Annotated in this window: 16 protein-coding genes, 1 tRNA gene and 1 riboswitch; of the genes, 5 read left to right on the top strand and 12 right to left on the bottom strand. The window is 70.4% G+C overall.

Features of this window, described 5'->3' with window-relative positions:
• From CRM89_RS22755 to CRM89_RS22740, 4 genes are all read right to left on the bottom strand, one after another.
• Entirely contained in the window at positions 1–711 is a 711-nt protein-coding gene (locus CRM89_RS22755; protein ID WP_011206688.1) for a PAS and ANTAR domain-containing protein, read from the bottom strand.
• Positions 712–770: 59 nt separating this feature from the next.
• A complete protein-coding gene (locus tag CRM89_RS22750; RefSeq protein WP_172964561.1) occupies positions 771–1,205 on the bottom strand; it encodes an ATP-binding protein in 435 nt (144 codons plus the stop codon).
• A gap of 146 nt (positions 1,206–1,351) precedes the next feature.
• Complete coding sequence (locus CRM89_RS22745; protein ID WP_011206686.1) at positions 1,352–2,152, bottom strand: RNA polymerase sigma factor SigF; 801 nt, start codon at positions 2,150–2,152, stop codon at positions 1,352–1,354.
• Positions 2,145–2,582, bottom strand: a complete 438-nt coding sequence (locus CRM89_RS22740) for an anti-sigma factor (protein ID WP_011206685.1) — start codon at positions 2,580–2,582, stop codon at positions 2,145–2,147. Before CRM89_RS22740 ends, CRM89_RS22745 begins: the two co-directional genes overlap by 8 nt.
• A gap of 224 nt (positions 2,583–2,806) precedes the next feature.
• Here CRM89_RS22740 and CRM89_RS22735 point away from each other — a divergent pair, with 224 nt between their 5' ends.
• On the top strand, positions 2,807–3,172 hold the full coding sequence (locus CRM89_RS22735; protein WP_011206684.1) for an STAS domain-containing protein: 366 nt from the start codon (positions 2,807–2,809) through the stop codon (positions 3,170–3,172).
• Positions 3,173–3,190: 18 nt separating this feature from the next.
• On the opposite strand, the gene CRM89_RS22730 is transcribed toward CRM89_RS22735, so the two are convergent.
• The 3 genes from CRM89_RS22730 to CRM89_RS22720 are packed head-to-tail and all read right to left on the bottom strand — an operon-like array spanning position 3,191 to position 6,488.
• Entirely contained in the window at positions 3,191–3,634 is a 444-nt protein-coding gene (locus CRM89_RS22730) for a response regulator (RefSeq protein WP_011206683.1), read from the bottom strand.
• Complete coding sequence (locus CRM89_RS22725; protein WP_098086135.1) at positions 3,631–5,256, bottom strand: CHASE3 domain-containing protein; 1,626 nt, start codon at positions 5,254–5,256, stop codon at positions 3,631–3,633. The genes CRM89_RS22730 and CRM89_RS22725 overlap by 4 nt, the downstream gene beginning before the upstream one ends.
• Positions 5,253–6,488 (bottom strand): PP2C family protein-serine/threonine phosphatase, encoded by a 1,236-nt coding sequence (locus CRM89_RS22720; RefSeq protein WP_170916142.1) that lies wholly within the window; start codon positions 6,486–6,488, stop codon positions 5,253–5,255. Before CRM89_RS22720 ends, CRM89_RS22725 begins: the two co-directional genes overlap by 4 nt.
• A 243-nt stretch (positions 6,489–6,731) precedes the next feature.
• Between CRM89_RS22720 and CRM89_RS22715 the strand changes: the two genes are divergently transcribed.
• Entirely contained in the window at positions 6,732–8,513 is a 1,782-nt protein-coding gene (locus CRM89_RS22715) for a thiamine pyrophosphate-requiring protein (protein WP_060593864.1), read from the top strand.
• Positions 8,514–8,522: 9 nt separating this feature from the next.
• On the opposite strand, the gene CRM89_RS22710 is transcribed toward CRM89_RS22715, so the two are convergent.
• From CRM89_RS22710 to CRM89_RS22700, 3 genes are all read right to left on the bottom strand, one after another.
• A tRNA-Gly gene (locus CRM89_RS22710) sits at positions 8,523–8,598 on the bottom strand.
• Positions 8,599–8,665: 67 nt separating this feature from the next.
• Positions 8,666–9,406 carry a 1-acyl-sn-glycerol-3-phosphate acyltransferase gene (locus CRM89_RS22705; RefSeq protein ID WP_098086133.1) on the bottom strand — a complete coding sequence of 247 codons (741 nt, stop codon included), beginning with the start codon at positions 9,404–9,406 and terminating at the stop codon, positions 8,666–8,668.
• A 17-nt stretch (positions 9,407–9,423) separates the two neighbouring features.
• Positions 9,424–10,176: a 1-acyl-sn-glycerol-3-phosphate acyltransferase gene (locus CRM89_RS22700; RefSeq protein ID WP_098086131.1), complete on the bottom strand. Its 753-nt coding sequence runs from the start codon at positions 10,174–10,176 to the stop codon at positions 9,424–9,426.
• Between the two features lie 217 nt (positions 10,177–10,393).
• Here CRM89_RS22700 and CRM89_RS22695 point away from each other — a divergent pair, with 217 nt between their 5' ends.
• Both CRM89_RS22695 and CRM89_RS22690 read left to right on the top strand, forming a co-directional pair.
• Positions 10,394–11,218: a hypothetical protein gene (locus CRM89_RS22695; protein ID WP_229434812.1), complete on the top strand. Its 825-nt coding sequence runs from the start codon at positions 10,394–10,396 to the stop codon at positions 11,216–11,218.
• An 86-nt stretch (positions 11,219–11,304) separates the two neighbouring features.
• Positions 11,305–12,840 (top strand): MBL fold metallo-hydrolase, encoded by a 1,536-nt coding sequence (locus CRM89_RS22690; protein WP_011206676.1) that lies wholly within the window; start codon positions 11,305–11,307, stop codon positions 12,838–12,840.
• Positions 12,841–12,864: 24 nt separating this feature from the next.
• Here CRM89_RS22690 and CRM89_RS22685 read toward each other — a convergent pair whose 3' ends face one another.
• Entirely contained in the window at positions 12,865–13,767 is a 903-nt protein-coding gene (locus CRM89_RS22685; protein ID WP_098086126.1) for a LysR family transcriptional regulator ArgP, read from the bottom strand.
• Between the two features lie 82 nt (positions 13,768–13,849).
• Here CRM89_RS22685 and CRM89_RS22680 point away from each other — a divergent pair, with 82 nt between their 5' ends.
• The gene (locus tag CRM89_RS22680; protein WP_011206674.1) at positions 13,850–14,461 is read left to right on the top strand and encodes a LysE/ArgO family amino acid transporter; all 612 of its coding nucleotides are present in this window, start codon (positions 13,850–13,852) and stop codon (positions 14,459–14,461) included.
• Here CRM89_RS22680 and CRM89_RS22675 read toward each other — a convergent pair whose 3' ends face one another.
• Positions 14,462–14,776 carry a multidrug efflux SMR transporter gene (locus CRM89_RS22675; protein ID WP_011206673.1) on the bottom strand — a complete coding sequence of 105 codons (315 nt, stop codon included), beginning with the start codon at positions 14,774–14,776 and terminating at the stop codon, positions 14,462–14,464.
• Positions 14,777–14,786: 10 nt separating this feature from the next.
• A riboswitch (guanidine-III (ykkC-III) riboswitch) is annotated at positions 14,787–14,853 on the bottom strand.
• Positions 14,854–14,869: the final 16 nt, after the last annotated feature.

Here is a 14,869-nt window from a genome sequence, read left to right as displayed (position 1 = left end):
TCAGCGGGGCCGGTGCCCGTCGGCCCCCGCGGGTCGTCCGGCCCGTTCGTGCACGGTCAGCAGGACGTGATCGAAGCGGGTCCGCAGCCCGGCCCGGTTCGCGTCCAGCCCGCGGGCGTCGCGCACCAGCTGGGCGGCCAGCTCCCGCAGTTTCACGTTCGTCTCCTGCGAACGCCAGCGCAGCACCGAGAACGCCTGGTCGGCGCTGATGCCGTAGACGACGGTGAGCACGCCCTTGGCCTGTTCGATCGGCGCGCGGGCGTCGACGAGTTCGGGGAGCACCTCGTCGACGACGTCCTTGCGCTCGCCCTCGATGGTGTCGGTGAGGTCGATGTAGTAGCCGGTCGTGCCGACGACCGCGCCGTCCTCGTCGGTCTGGTAATCGCCGATGACGATCACCTCGTGGACCTCACCGGCGGTGTCGACGATGCGATGGCGGCTGCAGAACGGCTCGCCCGTCTCCACTCGTGACAGCGCCGACTCGACCTGCTCGCGATCCTCGGGATGCTTGTGCGAGAGCAGCAGTTCGGTGGTCGGCTGCACCTCCCCCGGCTCGTAGCCGTGCATGCGGGCGACCTCGTCGGACCATTCCCAGCGCTGGTCGGCGAAGTGGAAGCGGAACTCACCCGCGTTGGAGCACGAGTCGGTGCCGATCACGCTGCCCAGCGCGTCGATCACCTGCGGGCTCGGTCTGCTGCCTTCGATCACCAAGCCAGTATCCGCCCGTGTCCGGGCTCACGTTCGCTCAACCCGAGGTTTGCCCGGCCGACCTAGCCGGTAGGGCGGCCGTGCGCGAGCGGCAGGCGCATGTCGACGGTGGTGCCGCTGCCGGAGATGGTCACCTCGACTTCGGGGATGAGCGCGCGGATGATGGCCATGCCCCGCCCGCGCATCGGGTCCGGGCTCGGGTCGGGGGTCTTCCACCGGCCGTGATCGGCGACGGTGATGCTCAGGTGGGCGTCGTCGCGCACCGCCCGCAGCCGGATGGTGCCGCCGTCGCCGCGGTGTCCGTGCTCGATGGCGTTGGTGCACGCCTCACCGACCGCGAGCAGCACGTCGTACGCCTGGCGTTCGTCCAGCGGGCACTGCGCGAGCCAGCGCTGCATCGTGTGACGTACTTCGGCGAGTTGGTCGGGCGTGGCCGGAAAGTCCAGCTCCAACCGACTCGCCGGACTTTCCAGCCCCGACGGGCGGGTCGTCGTCACCTCAGCTGCCTCCCGGTAGGTCTGGACCGAACGACACGCAGACCGCGCAACGCTGCGTGCTCGCCGATAGCCATACCCATTCGACCACGCCACATGCCGGTTCCCGGCTGTGATCATTCCCAGGCGGCCGTTTCCGGCGCGGCCGGTCAGTCGCGCAGCGCCTGTTCCCGCAGGCTCTTGAGCGTTCGCGACAGGATCCGCGAGACCTGCATCTGGGAGCAGCCGATCTGCTGGGCGATCTGCTCCTGCGACATCGAGTGGAAGAACCGCATCACCAGTACCCGTTGTTCGCGCTCGGGCAGTGCCGCGATGAGCGGCTTGACCGCCAGGTAGTTCTCCACGGTCCCGAACTCGGGGTCCTCGGCGCCGAGGGTGTCGGCCAGCGCGGGCGCGCTCGACTCACCGTCGTCGCCGCTCGAACCGTCGATGGAGGAGGTCTGGTAGGCGTTGCGGGCCACCAGGGCCTGGGTGACCTCGGCGATGTCGACGCCGAGTTCCTCGGCCAGTTCGCGCGCCTTGGGCATGCGACCCAGCCGCTGGGTCAGCGTCTCGATGGCCGGGTTGAGGGTGGCCTGCAGTTCCTTGAGCCGGCGCGGCACCCGCACCGACCAGGTGTGGTCGCGGAAGTGCCTGCGCACCTCGCCCATGATGGTGGGCACCGCGAAGCCGAGGAAGGGCGCGCCCTGGGTCGGGTCGAAACGGTCGACCGCCGCGACCATGCCGACGCGGGCGATCTGCAACAGATCCTCGAAGTTCTCCCCGCGGCCGCTGAACTTGCGGGCGATGTGCTCGGCCAGGGGCAGGCAGCGTTCGATCAGTTCCTCGCGCAGCGCGCGTCTGCGCGGGTCGTCCTCGGCCAGCGCGCGCAGTTCGACGAAGTGGGGCTCGAGATCCTGGTACCCGCCCGCCGCCGCTCTGGTGGAACCGCCCGTCACCTCCTCACGCATCGGCGCCGCCGCGCGACCAGCGGAACTGCACGACGGTGGGGTGACCGCCTGCGGTGGCGTCGCGGGGCCCGGTCGAGGTGGACACCGAGTCGGTGAGGGTGGAGACGATGTGCCAGCCGAAGCTGCGCTGGTCGGGGCCGGTCTCGGAGACGGTGACGGCGGACACGGTGATGTCCATCGTGGTCTCGTCGTAGCTGAACGCACAGTCCAGCTCCGATCCGGGGACCGCGTCCTGCAGCAGCGCCGTGGCGACCTCGTCGAGGGCCAGCCGGATGTCGGCGACCTCGTCGATGCCGAAATCGGCGATCAACGCCACGGTTTCGGCGAGCGCTCGGAGCATGATCAACTGCTCGTAGACCGCGGGCACGCGCACCCCGATGGTGTTGGTCCGCGTCGACGACGAGGGGAAAACGTTCTCGCCCTTACCCATTACGAATGCTCCTGAGTGCGATGCTGTCAAGCCCGGACCTCGAGCGTACCTGGCCCGGTTCCGGCGCAGCGGCCGGGCGGCCGGTCCGAACGCCCATGATTACCGATCCTCCGATCGGGTAAGTTGACTGCGGAGATCGCTCACAGCCTCGCACCGCGGTGCGCGGGGCGGGGCTCGATGCTGCAGAGGTGGAAAGTGGCGAATTGCGAGCTGGGAGGTCAGCGGTGAGCGGCGAAGGCGCGTCCCGCGTGCTCGACGTGCAGGTGCGCAGCGAGAACGGTACCGAGATCGTCACCGTGCACGGCGAGGTCGACATGGCCTCCGCGCCGCAGCTGCAGGCCGCCCTCGAGGACGCCCAGCGCGGCGGAAACCCACTGGTCGTCGACATGTCCGACGTCGGTTTCCTCGGCTCGGCCGGCCTGAGTGCCCTGCTGGTGGTCTCCGAGGCCGCCCAGCCGCAGCGGCTGCGCGTGGTGGCCTCCGACGCGGTGCGCAGGCCCATCGAACTGACCGCGCTGGACAAGCTGCTCGCGGTGTACGACACCCTCGACGCCGCGTTGGCCGAGGGCACCGGCACCTCGGCCAACTGAGTCGCCCGCGCCCCGCGCCTACCGGGTGCGGGGCAGCCGGACGACCTGGACGAAGAACTCATCGATCTGCTTGATCGCGGCCACGAACTGGTCGAGGTCCACCGGCTTGGTCACGTACGCGTTGGCGTGCAGCCGGTAGCTGCGCAGGATGTCCTCCTCGGCCGCCGAGGTGGTGAGCACCACCACGGGAATGTGCGACAGGTCGGGGTCGGCCTTGATCTTCTCCAGCACCTGCCTGCCGTCGTACTTGGGCAGGTTCAGATCGAGCAGGATCAGATCGGGGCGCGGGGCGTGCGCGTACTCGCCCTGGCGGTAGAGGAAGTCCAGCGCCTCCTGCCCGTCGTGGGCGACGTGCAGCGTGTTGCCGATCTTGTTGTCCTCGAACGCTTCCCTGGTCATCAGCTCGTCGCCCGGATCGTCCTCCACGAGCAGGATGTCGATCGGCTGGCCCGGCACGGTCATGCGTTGGCTCCTTCGGCGGATTCCACCACGGCGGTGGGCGTTTGGGTGGTGGGGGTGAGTCCGGCGCCGCGCAGGGTGAAGCAGATCCTGGTACCGCCGGTGTAGTCGGTGTCGATCCAGATGCGACCGCCGTGGTACTCGACGATCTTCTTGCACACGGCCAATCCGATACCGGTGCCACTGTATTCGTCGCGGGCGTGCAGACGCTGGAAGATGACGAACACCTTCTCCGCGAATTCCGCCGCGACGCCGATGCCGTTGTCGCTCACCGAGAACAGCACCCCGTCGGCCTCGCTCACCCGGGTGCTCTCGATCCGCACGACCGGCGCGGCCTCGGGCCTGCGGAACTTGATGGCGTTGCCGATCAGGTTCTGCCACAACATCGTCAGCAACGTGGGCTCGCCCACGATCTCGGGCAGATCTTCGGGGCGCTCGATCTCGGCGTCGTTCTCCTCGATCATCGCCGACAGGTTGTGCAGCGCCTTGTCCAGCGGCTGATCCAACCGCACCGGCTCGGCGCCCTCACTGACGCGTCCGACCCGGGAGAAGGTGAGCAGGTCGTTGATGAGCACCTGCATGCGCTTGGCGCCGTCGACGGCGAAATCGATGTACTGCTTGCCGCGTTCGTCGAGCTGGGAGCCGTAGCGCTTCTCCAGCAGCTGGCAGAACGAGGCCACCTTGCGCAGCGGTTCCTGCAGGTCGTGGGAGGCGACGTAGGCGAACTGCTCGAGCTCGGCGTTGGAGCGGCGCAGCTCCTCGGCCTGCAGGTCCAGGTCGGCCTTCTGCTGTTGCAGCAGAGTGCCCTGCGAGCGCGAGGACCCCAGCTCGGTGACGATGCGCCTGCGCATGTCCTCGACCGCCTCGGCGACCTGGGCCACGTCGGCGGGGCCGTGACCGTCGATGTGATGGTCGAAGTCGCCGTTGGCCACCCGCCGTGACGACTGGGTCAGCGCGGCCAGCGGGTGCACCACCAGCCTGCGCAACAGCACGGTCAACACCGTGCCGGTCAACAGGAAGACCGCGACCATGCCGACGAGGACCACGTTGCGCAGGAAACGCGCGTCCGCCAGCGCCTCGTTGTCCGCCGCGACGGCCGCCGCGAGCCGCTCGTTCTGGATGGTGAACGCCGCGCGCAGCTCGTCGAAGACCTCCTTGGCCCGCACCGTCGTGTTCGCGGCCAGCTCCCTGGCCGCGCCGGGAGACGCCGTCGCGGCGAGTGGGTCGGCGTACTCGGTGCGCCACTGCTGCGCCGTGCGCTCGACGAGGTCGAGATCGGCGAGCAGGTCCGGGCGGTCGGCCAACAGCTCGCGCAGCCGCTGCACGGCACGCTCCTGCTCCTGCCTGCCCTCCACGTAGGGCTCGAGGAACTGGGGGTCGGCGGCGATCGCGTAGCCGCGCAAGCCGGTCTCCTGGTTCACCAGCGTACTCTGCAACCGGTACGCCTCCGCGGAGGCGGGCAGCGTCTGTTCCAGCAGGCGGTCGGTGACCCGGTTGGTGTTGCCGATCACCTGCGCGCCCGCGACGGCGCCGAGCAGCACCACCAGGATCATCAGCGCGAAGACCAGCTGGAACCACACCTGCGCGGTGAACCGGCCCACCAGCGGGGAGTCGGTGTTCTTCATCGATGGTCACTTCCGTGCGCGGCATGCCAGCGCAGATAGATGATGGCGAGATCGTCGTCGAGGCCGCCCGCGTCCGCGGCGAGATCCTCCACCCGTCCGATCAGCTCGTCGACGAAGATCTCCGGACGGGTGGCGGGCACCGCACGCGCCACCTCCAGCAGGCCGCCCTCACCGAGCCGGGCACCGTCGCGCCCCACCTTGCCCTCGAACAGGCCGTCGGTGAACAGCATCAGGCCCGCGTGCTCGGGCAGTTCGATCTCCTCGTCGGGCCACTCCGCGCGACCGGGCAGGAAGCCGAGCGCGGCGCCACCGGGCACCTCGACCCAGTGCGGCTCGCCGTCGATGTAGCGCAGCATGCCGGGATGGCCCGCGCGGCGCACCCGCACCCGGCGGGTCGCGGGATCGAGCAGCAGGCTCGTCGCGGTGGCGAAGGTCTGCCGGTCGGTGCGTTCGGCCAGCAGCACCTGCTCGAGCAGGCGCAGCTGACGCGACCCGGTGACGCCGCTGAGAACCAATGTGCGCCAAGCCAATCGCAGCGCGACCCCGGTGGCCGCGGCATCGGGACCGTGACCGGAGACATCGCCGATGATGGCGTGCACGGTGCCGTCGGCGTCCTGCACCACGTCGTAGAAGTCGCCGCCGAGCAGCGAGTGCGCCCGGCCGGGCCGGTACCGCGCCACCACATCCACGGGGGCGTCGGCGCCGAGCAGCGGGGTCGGCAACAGCCCCCGTTCGAGCCGTGCGTTCTCCTGAGCGCGCATCTGGCTGGCCTGCAGCGCCGCGCTGGTGCGCTCGGCCTGCTTGCGCTGGATGGCGTAGCGCACCGCGCGGGCGAACAGCTCCGGCTCGACGCGGCCTTTGACCAGGTAGTCCTGCGCGCCCGAGGCGAGCGCGGCCAGGCCGGCGCGCTCCTGGTCCAGCCCGGTCATCACGACCACGGCGACCTGATCGTTGCGGGCCCGGATCCTGGCCAGCGCCTCGAGGCCCTGCGCGTCGGGCAGGTGCAGGTCGAGCAGCACACAGTCGGGTACGGCTACCCGCAGCCGCTCGGCGGCCTCGGCGACGGTGCGCACCCACTCCAGCCGCAGGCCCGGTGCGGCGTCGGCGACCAGTTCCTCGACCAGCAGGGCGTCGCCCGGGTCGTCCTCGACGAGCAGGACGAAGGGCTCACGTTCGAACCAGCCGGCATCCGCGGCCAGCCCGATATCCGCGTCGAAAGCGTCACTGCGCACGGCCACCGCCGACCATTTCGCCGGTATCCACCGACATCGGCCTCCGATCACACAAGGAAGCGGCGGCGCCCGTGGCGCACGCCAACTGACTCAGCGGCCGGTTGCTGGACCGAGAGGCAGCAGTGATGTTAGCGGATTCGGACAACGCCGCGCACCACGCCCGGAGCGGGCGGCACGCCCGCGATTGGGTGGGCGCGGACCGGGTAGCACGGCCGGGGAGACGGTTCGACGGAAGGAGCGACGATGGCGACCCAGGTGGCCGACCAGGTGCTGGCCCGACTGCGGGAATGGGGTGTCGACCAGGTCTTCGGCTATCCCGGCGACGGCATCAACGGGCTGGTCGCGGCCTTCGGGCGGGCCGGCAACACGCCCCGGTTCGTACAGACCAGGCACGAGGAGATGGCCGCCTTCGCCGCGGTCGCCTACGCCAAGTTCGGGGACCGGGTCGGTGTGTGCACCGCCACGTCCGGGCCCGGCGCGATCCATCTGCTCAACGGGCTCTACGACGCCAAGCTCGACCATGTGCCGGTGGTCGCGATCGTCGGCCAGACCGCCCGCAGCGCGATGGGCGGCAGCTACCAGCAGGAGGTCGACCTGCAGGCATTGTTCAAGGACGTCGCCTCGGACTATCTGGTCGAGGTGAACGTGGCCAGTCAACTGCCCAACGCACTGGACCGGGCGATGCGCACCGCGCTCACCCGGCGCGCGCCCACGGCGCTGATCATCCCGGCCGACCTCCAGGAGGAGGACTACGAGCCGCCCGCGCACGCGTTCAAGCAGGTGCCCTCCAGCCCGCCGCACGACCTGACCAGCACCGCGGTACCCCCCGCCGAGCACCTGCGCCGAGCCGCCGAGGTGGTGAACGCCGGCGACAAAGTGGCGATCCTGATCGGCCAGGGCGCCCGCGGGGCCGCGGCCGAGGTCGAGCAACTGGCCGAACTCACCGGCGCGGGCGTGGCGAAGGCCCTGCTGGGAAAGGACGTGCTCTCCGACGAATTGCCTTATGTCACCGGATCGATCGGCCTGCTGGGCACCAAGGCCAGCTGGGAGTTGATGCAGGACTGCGACACCCTGGTGATCGTCGGCTCCAACTTCCCGTATTCGCAGTTCCTGCCCGAGTTCGACCAGGCGCGAGCGGTCCAGATCGACCGCGACGCCACCCTGATCGGCATGCGGTACCCCACCGAGGTGGACCTCGTCGGCGATGCGAAAGCCACGCTGCGCGAGCTGCTTCCGCTGGTGGAACGCAAGACCGACCGGGCGTGGCGGGAATCGATCACCGAACAGGTGCGGCGCTCGTGGGAGATCACCGAGGCACAGGCGATGGTGGACGCCGAGCCGGTGAATCCGATGCGGGTGGTGTGGGAACTCTCCCGGGTTCTGCCCGAGAACGCCGTCGTCACCGCCGATTCCGGCTCGTCGACCAACTGGTACGCGCGCTGCCTGCGGATGCGCGGGCAGATGCGTGGTTCGCTGTCGGGCACGCTCGCGACCATGGGCTGCGGCGTCCCCTACGCACTCGGCGCGAAGTTCGCCCACCCCGACCGGCCCGTCGTCGCCCTGGTCGGTGACGGCGCCATGCAGATGAACGGCCAGGCCGAGCTGCTGACCATCGCCCGCTACCGGGAGCTGTGGTCCGATCCGCGACTGGTGGTGTGCGTGTTCCACAACAACGACCTCAACCAGGTCACCTGGGAGCTGCGGGCGATGGGCGGCTCGCCGAAATTCGAGGAGTCGCAAGCGCTTCCGGACGTCTCCTACGCCGAGCTGGCCCGCGTGATGGGCCTACAGGCCGTCGAGATCCGTGATCCCGCCGAGCTGGCTCCCGCCTGGGAACGCGCCCTGACCGCCGACGGCCCCGTCCTCCTCGACGTGCACTGCGACCCGGAGGTACCGCCGATCCCACCCCACGCGGAATACGACATGGTCAAAGACCTGGGTAAATCGATCCTCCAGGGTGACCCGAACGCGTGGCACCTCCTGGTCCAAGGCGTCAAGAGCAAAGCCAAGGAATTCCGCCGCTGAGGGGACTCGTGGAGCGGATGACGGGATTCGAACCCGCGACCCTCACCTTGGCAAGGTGATGCGCTACCAGCTGCGCTACATCCGCGTGCCCGGCGCCTGGCCGTGCGAACGGAAACTCTAGCTGGCCGGGCGGCCCGGACCAAAATTGCTGGTCAGCGGGCCTTGGCCCGGCGGGCTTCGAGTTCGGCGCGCTCGAGGTCGGCGGCCTGTTCCAGGGTGGGCGCGGTGCCGCCGAGGCGGGCGGGCAGCCAGCGGGCGCCGGGCGGGGCCGGGTAGTTCTGCTGCGCGGCGGCCAGACGCGCGCCGAGCTCGGCGCGCAGGCGGGCGGTGAGCTCGGCGGGGCTGCCCGCCGGGAGGATGGGCGCGCCGACCCGGATGTGGATCGGAAAACGGTGCCTGCCCAGCTGTTTGGGGATGTCCTTGGTCCAGATCCGCTGGGCGCCCCAGATGGCGACCGGGATGATCGGCACGTCCGCCTCCAGCGCCATCCGCGCCGCGCCGGACTTGAACTCCTTCAGCTCGAAGCTGCGGCTGATGGTCGCCTCCGGGTAGACCACGACCAGCTCGCCCGCGCGCAGCGCCGCCACGGCCTTGGCGTAGGACTCCGCGCCCGCGGAGCGATCCACGCCGATGGCCTTGCACTGCTTCATCAGGAAACCGACGATGCCGCGTTCGAGCTCGGCCTTCATCATGTACCGCACATTGCGGCCGCTGCGCCTGCCCACCAGCCCGACCTCCATGAAGTCCAGGTACGCGGTGTGGTTGACGGCCAGCACCGCCCCGCCGACGCGGGGGATGTGCTCCTGGCCCTCGATATCGATGCGCAGGCCCTGCGCCCAGAACAGTGTGCGCACCAGACCGGTGAGCAGGTCGTAGACCGGTTCGCGCGCCATCCGCGGCCCCCTCCTGATCAGTCCTCCGGTGTCGCCGCTCGTTTGGCGGCCCGCTCGGCGGCCTCCGCGGCGTCCATCGCGTCGGCCTCCGCCAGTGTGGGCGCGCTGCCGCCGAGCCGCGCGGGCACCCAGTAGGCGCCGGGCTCGTGCTCGTAGTCGCGCTGCACCTCCTCGAGCATGCGCTGCATCGTCGACCGCAACTGCGCGGTGAGGTCGGCGGCGGGCTCGTACGGCGCGATCGGCTCGCCCACGGCGATCGAGATCGGAGTGTTGGTGCGGCCCAGCCGCTTCGGGTAGCCCTTCGTCCACACGCGCTGCGCGCCCCAGATCACGATCGGGATGATCGGCACGTCCGCCTCGATGGCCATGCGCGCGGCGCCGGACTTGAACTCCTTGATCTCGAAGCTGCGGCTGATGGTCGCCTCGGGATACACCCCGACCAGTTCGCCGCGCCGCAGAAAGTCCACCGCGGCCTGGTAGGAGTCCGCGCCCGCGGCACGATCCACCGGAATGTGTTTGAGGGCGCGCATGATCGGGCCGGAGATCTTGTCGTCGAAGACCTCCTTCTTGGCCATGAAGCGGATATAGCGCTTCACGCGCCGCACCGGCAGGCCCGCGTAGGTGAAGTCCATGTAGCCGGTGTGGTTGACCGCGAGCACGGCACCACCCCTGGCCGGAATGTGTTCGGCACCGGTGACGGTGAACTTCAGGCCTTGTACGAAGAAGACGGTCCGGGCCAAGCCGATGATCGTCCGGTAGACGGGTTCCACAATTCCGCTAGCGTAGTCGCAGCATCGCCCGTCCGGCAGTGCCGCGCGGCAGCCCCGCGCCCGCACGCCGGATCCGCACCGGCCCCCGCCCGTCCATCCAGGAAAGAGGATCGTCGAAGTGGAACGCGCCCGCCCGCACGAGAGTGCACGCGACCGGAGAGCATCGAGCCGCGGGCGGGGTGCCCCCGGCGCCCGGGCGCTGGCCGCCGGCGTCGCGGTGACGGCCGCGGTCCTGCTCGCGGGCTGCGACTCGGTGTCGGGTATCCCGGGCGACGAGCCGGTGGCCGCCGCCGAGCCGGTGGTCACCGAGCCGGTGCCGTCCTCGGCCACCACCGCACCCGCGCCGCCCCCGACCAGCACCCTGCCCCCGCCGCCCGCCGACGCCCCCGAGGTCGGCGCGGTGCCCGGCGTGCCCGAGGCGGCGACCGCGGTGCGCCGGTGGGCCGCCGACCTGGAGACCGACACGATCGCCGAACTCCAGGACAAGTGCTGGACGCTCCCGCCGGGCACGGTCGCAGACATGTACGCCCAGCCGCAGACCATCCTGGCCGCGCTGGCCCGCCCCGGCACCGCCACCGCCGACACCGTCACCTGGAAGAGCGCCGCCGCGACCGTGACCGTCGAGCGCGCGGCCATCGCCACCGGATACGCCTGCCCGCGGGTGTACGGCCCTGGCGAGACCATCGGATACGACGACGCCGACGCCAGGCACACCGTCCGCCGCTACCTGTCCCGCCTGGTCGGCGAGCCGTTGGATCCGGCCGACACCGAGGACGCCCACCCGCTGCTGTGCGCGGCCTCCCCCGCGACCTGGGACCCGACCGGCAGCGGCCGCAAGGTTCCCGCTCCGCTGGCCGCGAACCCGGGCAAGCTCACCGGCGTCACCGCCTTCGACGGCGACGAGCTCACCTCGCAGTGGCTCTCGGCCGGCTACATCACCGTCGACGTTCCGGTCACGACCGCCGCGGGCACCACGACGACCCGCACCTTCACCCTCGCCGAGGGTGAGGAGGGCTACTGCCTCGGCGATGTCACGCGCTAGCCACCCGCGGCCCGCCCGGGCAGCGAACAGCGCTCACCGGCCAGCCACTACCCTGGTTGGCTGGTAACGGTCAGGAGGAACAGCTCGTGCAGATCACCAGCGTCGGACACGCCGGATTCCACATCCGCACCGCGGCCGGGTCGATCCTTTGCGATCCCTGGGTCAACCCCGCCTACTTCGGGTCGTGGTTCCCGTTCCCCGACAACACCGGCCTGGACTGGGACGAGCTGGGCAACTGCGACTTCCTCTACGTCTCGCACCTGCACCGCGACCACTTCGACGCCAAGAACCTGGCCGAGCACGTCAACAAGGACGCGACCGTGCTGCTGCCGGACTACCCGGTGCCGGACCTGCGCCGCGAGCTGGAGAAGCTGGGCTTCCACAAGTTCTTCGAGACCGAGGACTCGGTCAAGCACACGGTGACCGGGCCGGGCGGCGACCTGGACATCATGATCATCGCCCTGCGCGCCCCCGCCGACGGCCCGATCGGCGACTCGGGCCTGGTGGTCTCCGACGGTGAGACCACCTGCTTCAACATGAACGACGCCCGGCCGGTGGACATGGACGTGCTGCACGAGGCGTTCGGCCACATCGACATCCACCTGCTGCAGTACTCGGGCGCCATCTGGTACCCGATGGTCTACGACATCCCGGCCCGCACGAAGTCCAACTTCGGCAAGCAGAAGCGGCAACGCGGCATGGACCGGGCGCGCAGCTACATCGAGCAGGTCGGGGCCACCTGGGTGGTGCCGTCGGCGGGCCCGCCGGTGTTCCTCGACCCCGAACTGCGCTACCTCAACGACGACCGCGGCGACGAGGGCAACATCTTCCCCGACCAGATGGTGTTCCTCGAGCAGATGCGCATCCACGGCAACGAGGGCGGGATCCTGATGATCCCGGGCTCGGTCGCCGACGTGCGCGGCAAGGAACTCGACCTCACCCATCCGTTCGACCCGGACCGCATCTACGGCGACAAGGCCGCCTACATCGAGGACATGGCCCAGCGGATGGCGCCGGTGCTGGCCGCGGAGAAGGCGACCTGGGCGCACGGCGAGGGCTCGTTGCTCGAGCCGCTCAAAGAGCTGTTCGAGCCGATCATGGCGCAGAGCGACCTGATCTGCGACGGCATCGGCTACCCCGTCGGCCTGGTACTCGGCGAGGAGACGGTGGTGCTCGACTTCCCCAAGCGGGTGGTGCGCGCGCCGATCGAGGGCGAGGGCCGCTACCGCTACGGCTTCCGCATCGCGCCCGAGCTGGTGCGCACGGTGCTGCGCGACAACGAGCCCGACTGGGTGAACACCATCTTCCTGTCCACGCGTTTCCAGGCCTGGCGCATCGGCGGCTACAACGAATTCCTCTACACCTTCTTCAAGTGCCTGACCGACGAACGCATCGCCTACGCCGACGGCTGGTTCGCCGAGGCGCACGACGATTCGGCCTCCACCGAGATCGCGGGCTGGGAGATCCAGCGCCGCTGCCCACATCTCAAGGCCGATCTGTCGAAGTTCGGCGTGGTCGAGGGCACCACCCTCACCTGCAACCTGCACGGCTGGCAGTGGGATCTGGAGTCGGGCCGCTGCAAGACCTCCAAGGGCCACGAGCTCCGCTCACGCAAGCTCTGACGCGCACCGTCGGAGCGCCGCCGGTCATCGCCAGGGGTGCAGCGACTCCGCGGCGGCGGTGGCGACCGTCTCGGCGACCAGCGCGAGCGCGGGCACGTCGAGCTTCCACTGTTGCCAGTACAGCGGAACATCCGCCCAGCGCCCCGGCACCGCCGTGGTGAGCTGCCCGCTGCGCAGCAGCGGCGCCGCCTGGGGTTCGGGGATCAGCCCCCAGCCGAGGCCCGCGGTGACGGCGTCGCAGAAGCCTTCGGAGGTGGGAATGTGGTGGCGCAGTGCGCCCGCGGCCGCCCGGCCCGCGGTGAGGGTGCGCACGAAGCGGTCCTGGAGTTCGTCGCGGCGGTCGAAGACCACGACCGGGGCGTCGGGCAGGCGACGATCCGGCTCCCCGCGCAGGTGGCGCTCGGCGAAGGCGGGACTCGCGACCGGCAGATAGCGCGCCGCACCGAGCGGGCGGGCGGTACAGCCGGGCACCGGCTCGGCCGCGGAGGTCACCGCCGCCATCACCCGGCCTTCGCGCAGCAGCATGGCGGTGTGTGATTCGTCCTCGCGGTGCAGGTCGAAGCAGATCGGTGGATCCTGCGGGACGCGGGTGAGCGCGGGCAGGAACCAGGTGGCCAGCGAGTCCGCGTTGACGGCGATGGGCAGGTAGGTGGCATCCGAGCCAGCGGCGATGCCCAGTTCCCGCTGGGTGTCGCGCTCCAGCGCGGCCAGTTGCCGCGCGAATCGCACGAGCACCTGCCCGGATTCGGTGGGACGGACCGGCTTGGTGCGCAGCACCAGCACCCGCCCGGTCCGCTGCTCGAGCGCCTTGATGCGCTGACTCACCGCGGACGGCGTCACGTGCAGGGCGGCGGCGGCCGCGTCGAAGGTGCCGGTGTCGACGACGGCGAGCAGCGTGCGCACCTGGTCGAGCGGCACGTCGATCATCACGACCGCTAATGGTAGGTAAGAAACATTAGCTGTACTGAATACGCGGCCGTGCCTACCGTCGGGAGCCGTGACCACGCAGATGCTCACCGCCGCGGTGGCGGGATTCGGTGCGGGACTGTCGCTGATCGTGGCGATCGGCGCGCAGAACGCCTTCGTACTGCGCCAGGGCGTGCGCGGACAGGCGGTGCTCGCGGTGGTCGGCATCTGCGCGGCCTCCGACATCGTGCTCATCGGCCTGGGCGTCGCGGGGCTCGGCGCCGTCGTGGCGGCCTGGCCCGGCGCGCTCACCGCGGTCGGGCTGGCCGGCGGCGTCTTCCTGCTCGGCTACGGCGTGCTGGCCGCGCGTCGCGCGCTGCGACCGGACGCCGCCGCGCTCGGCGATTCCGGCGCCGCGGCGGGCTCGGTGCGGGCCGCCGTGGTCACCAGTTTGGCGCTGACCTGGCTCAACCCGCACGTCTACCTCGACACCGTGCTGTTGCTCGGCTCGATCGCCGCCGATCGCGGCTCGCTGCGCTGGATCTTCGGCCTCGGCGCGATGCTGGCGAGCACGGTGTGGTTCACCGGGCTCGGCTACGGTGCGCGGTTGCTGAGCCCGGTGCTCGCCCGGCCCGCCGCGTGGCGGGTGCTGGACGCCCTGGTCGCCGTCACCATGGTCGCGATCGGGGTATCGCTGCTCGCGCGCACCTTCTGATCAGCCCACCATCTTCAACCCGACCACGCCGCCGATGATCATCGTCAGGAACAGGATCTTGGTCCAGGCGATCGGCTCGGTGCCGGTGGCCATGGCGTAGGCGACGGTCCCGACCGCCCCGATGCCCACCCAGACCGCGTACGCGGTGCCGACCGGTAGATCCCGCATCGCCCACGCGAGCCCCGCCATGCTCCCGGCCAGCGCGACGAAGAACACCACCGACGGGACGAGCCGGGTGAAACCCTCGCTCCGGCCCAGCGCGGTCGCCCAGACCGCCTCCAGCACCCCGGAGATGACCAGCAGCAGCCACGACATGTCAGCCCTCCTCGGGCCGTCTTGTCGCACTCCGGGTACGGCACCCCTCGTCCGGGAGCCCGCGCACCGGGCTCGTCTCCACGGTCGCACATC

Origin of the sequence: Nocardia sp. FDAARGOS_372 (assembly GCF_002554515.1) — a bacterium.
Taxonomy (GTDB): Bacteria; Actinomycetota; Actinomycetes; order Mycobacteriales; family Mycobacteriaceae; genus Nocardia; species Nocardia farcinica.
The sequence above is the reverse complement of the archived record's forward strand: the minus strand, read 5'-3'. Positions and strand labels throughout refer to the sequence as shown.

Bases quoted from the DNA above. Each gene is read 5' to 3' on its own strand.
- CRM89_RS22745 (WP_011206686.1), bottom strand. From the start codon at position 2,152: ATGCGTGAGGAGGTGACGGGCGGTTCCACCAGAGCGGCGGCGGGCGGG.
- CRM89_RS22740 (WP_011206685.1), bottom strand. From the start codon at position 2,582: ATGGGTAAGGGCGAGAACGTTTTCCCCTCGTCGTCGACGCGGACCAAC.
- CRM89_RS22730 (WP_011206683.1), bottom strand. From the start codon at position 3,634: ATGACCGTGCCGGGCCAGCCGATCGACATCCTGCTCGTGGAGGACGAT.
- CRM89_RS22725 (WP_098086135.1), bottom strand. From the start codon at position 5,256: ATGAAGAACACCGACTCCCCGCTGGTGGGCCGGTTCACCGCGCAGGTG.
- CRM89_RS22715 (WP_060593864.1), top strand. From the start codon at position 6,732: ATGGCGACCCAGGTGGCCGACCAGGTGCTGGCCCGACTGCGGGAATGG.
- CRM89_RS22705 (WP_098086133.1), bottom strand. From the start codon at position 9,406: ATGGCGCGCGAACCGGTCTACGACCTGCTCACCGGTCTGGTGCGCACA.
- CRM89_RS22685 (WP_098086126.1), bottom strand. From the start codon at position 13,767: ATGATCGACGTGCCGCTCGACCAGGTGCGCACGCTGCTCGCCGTCGTC.
- CRM89_RS22680 (WP_011206674.1), top strand. From the start codon at position 13,850: ATGCTCACCGCCGCGGTGGCGGGATTCGGTGCGGGACTGTCGCTGATC.
- CRM89_RS22675 (WP_011206673.1), bottom strand. From the start codon at position 14,776: ATGTCGTGGCTGCTGCTGGTCATCTCCGGGGTGCTGGAGGCGGTCTGG.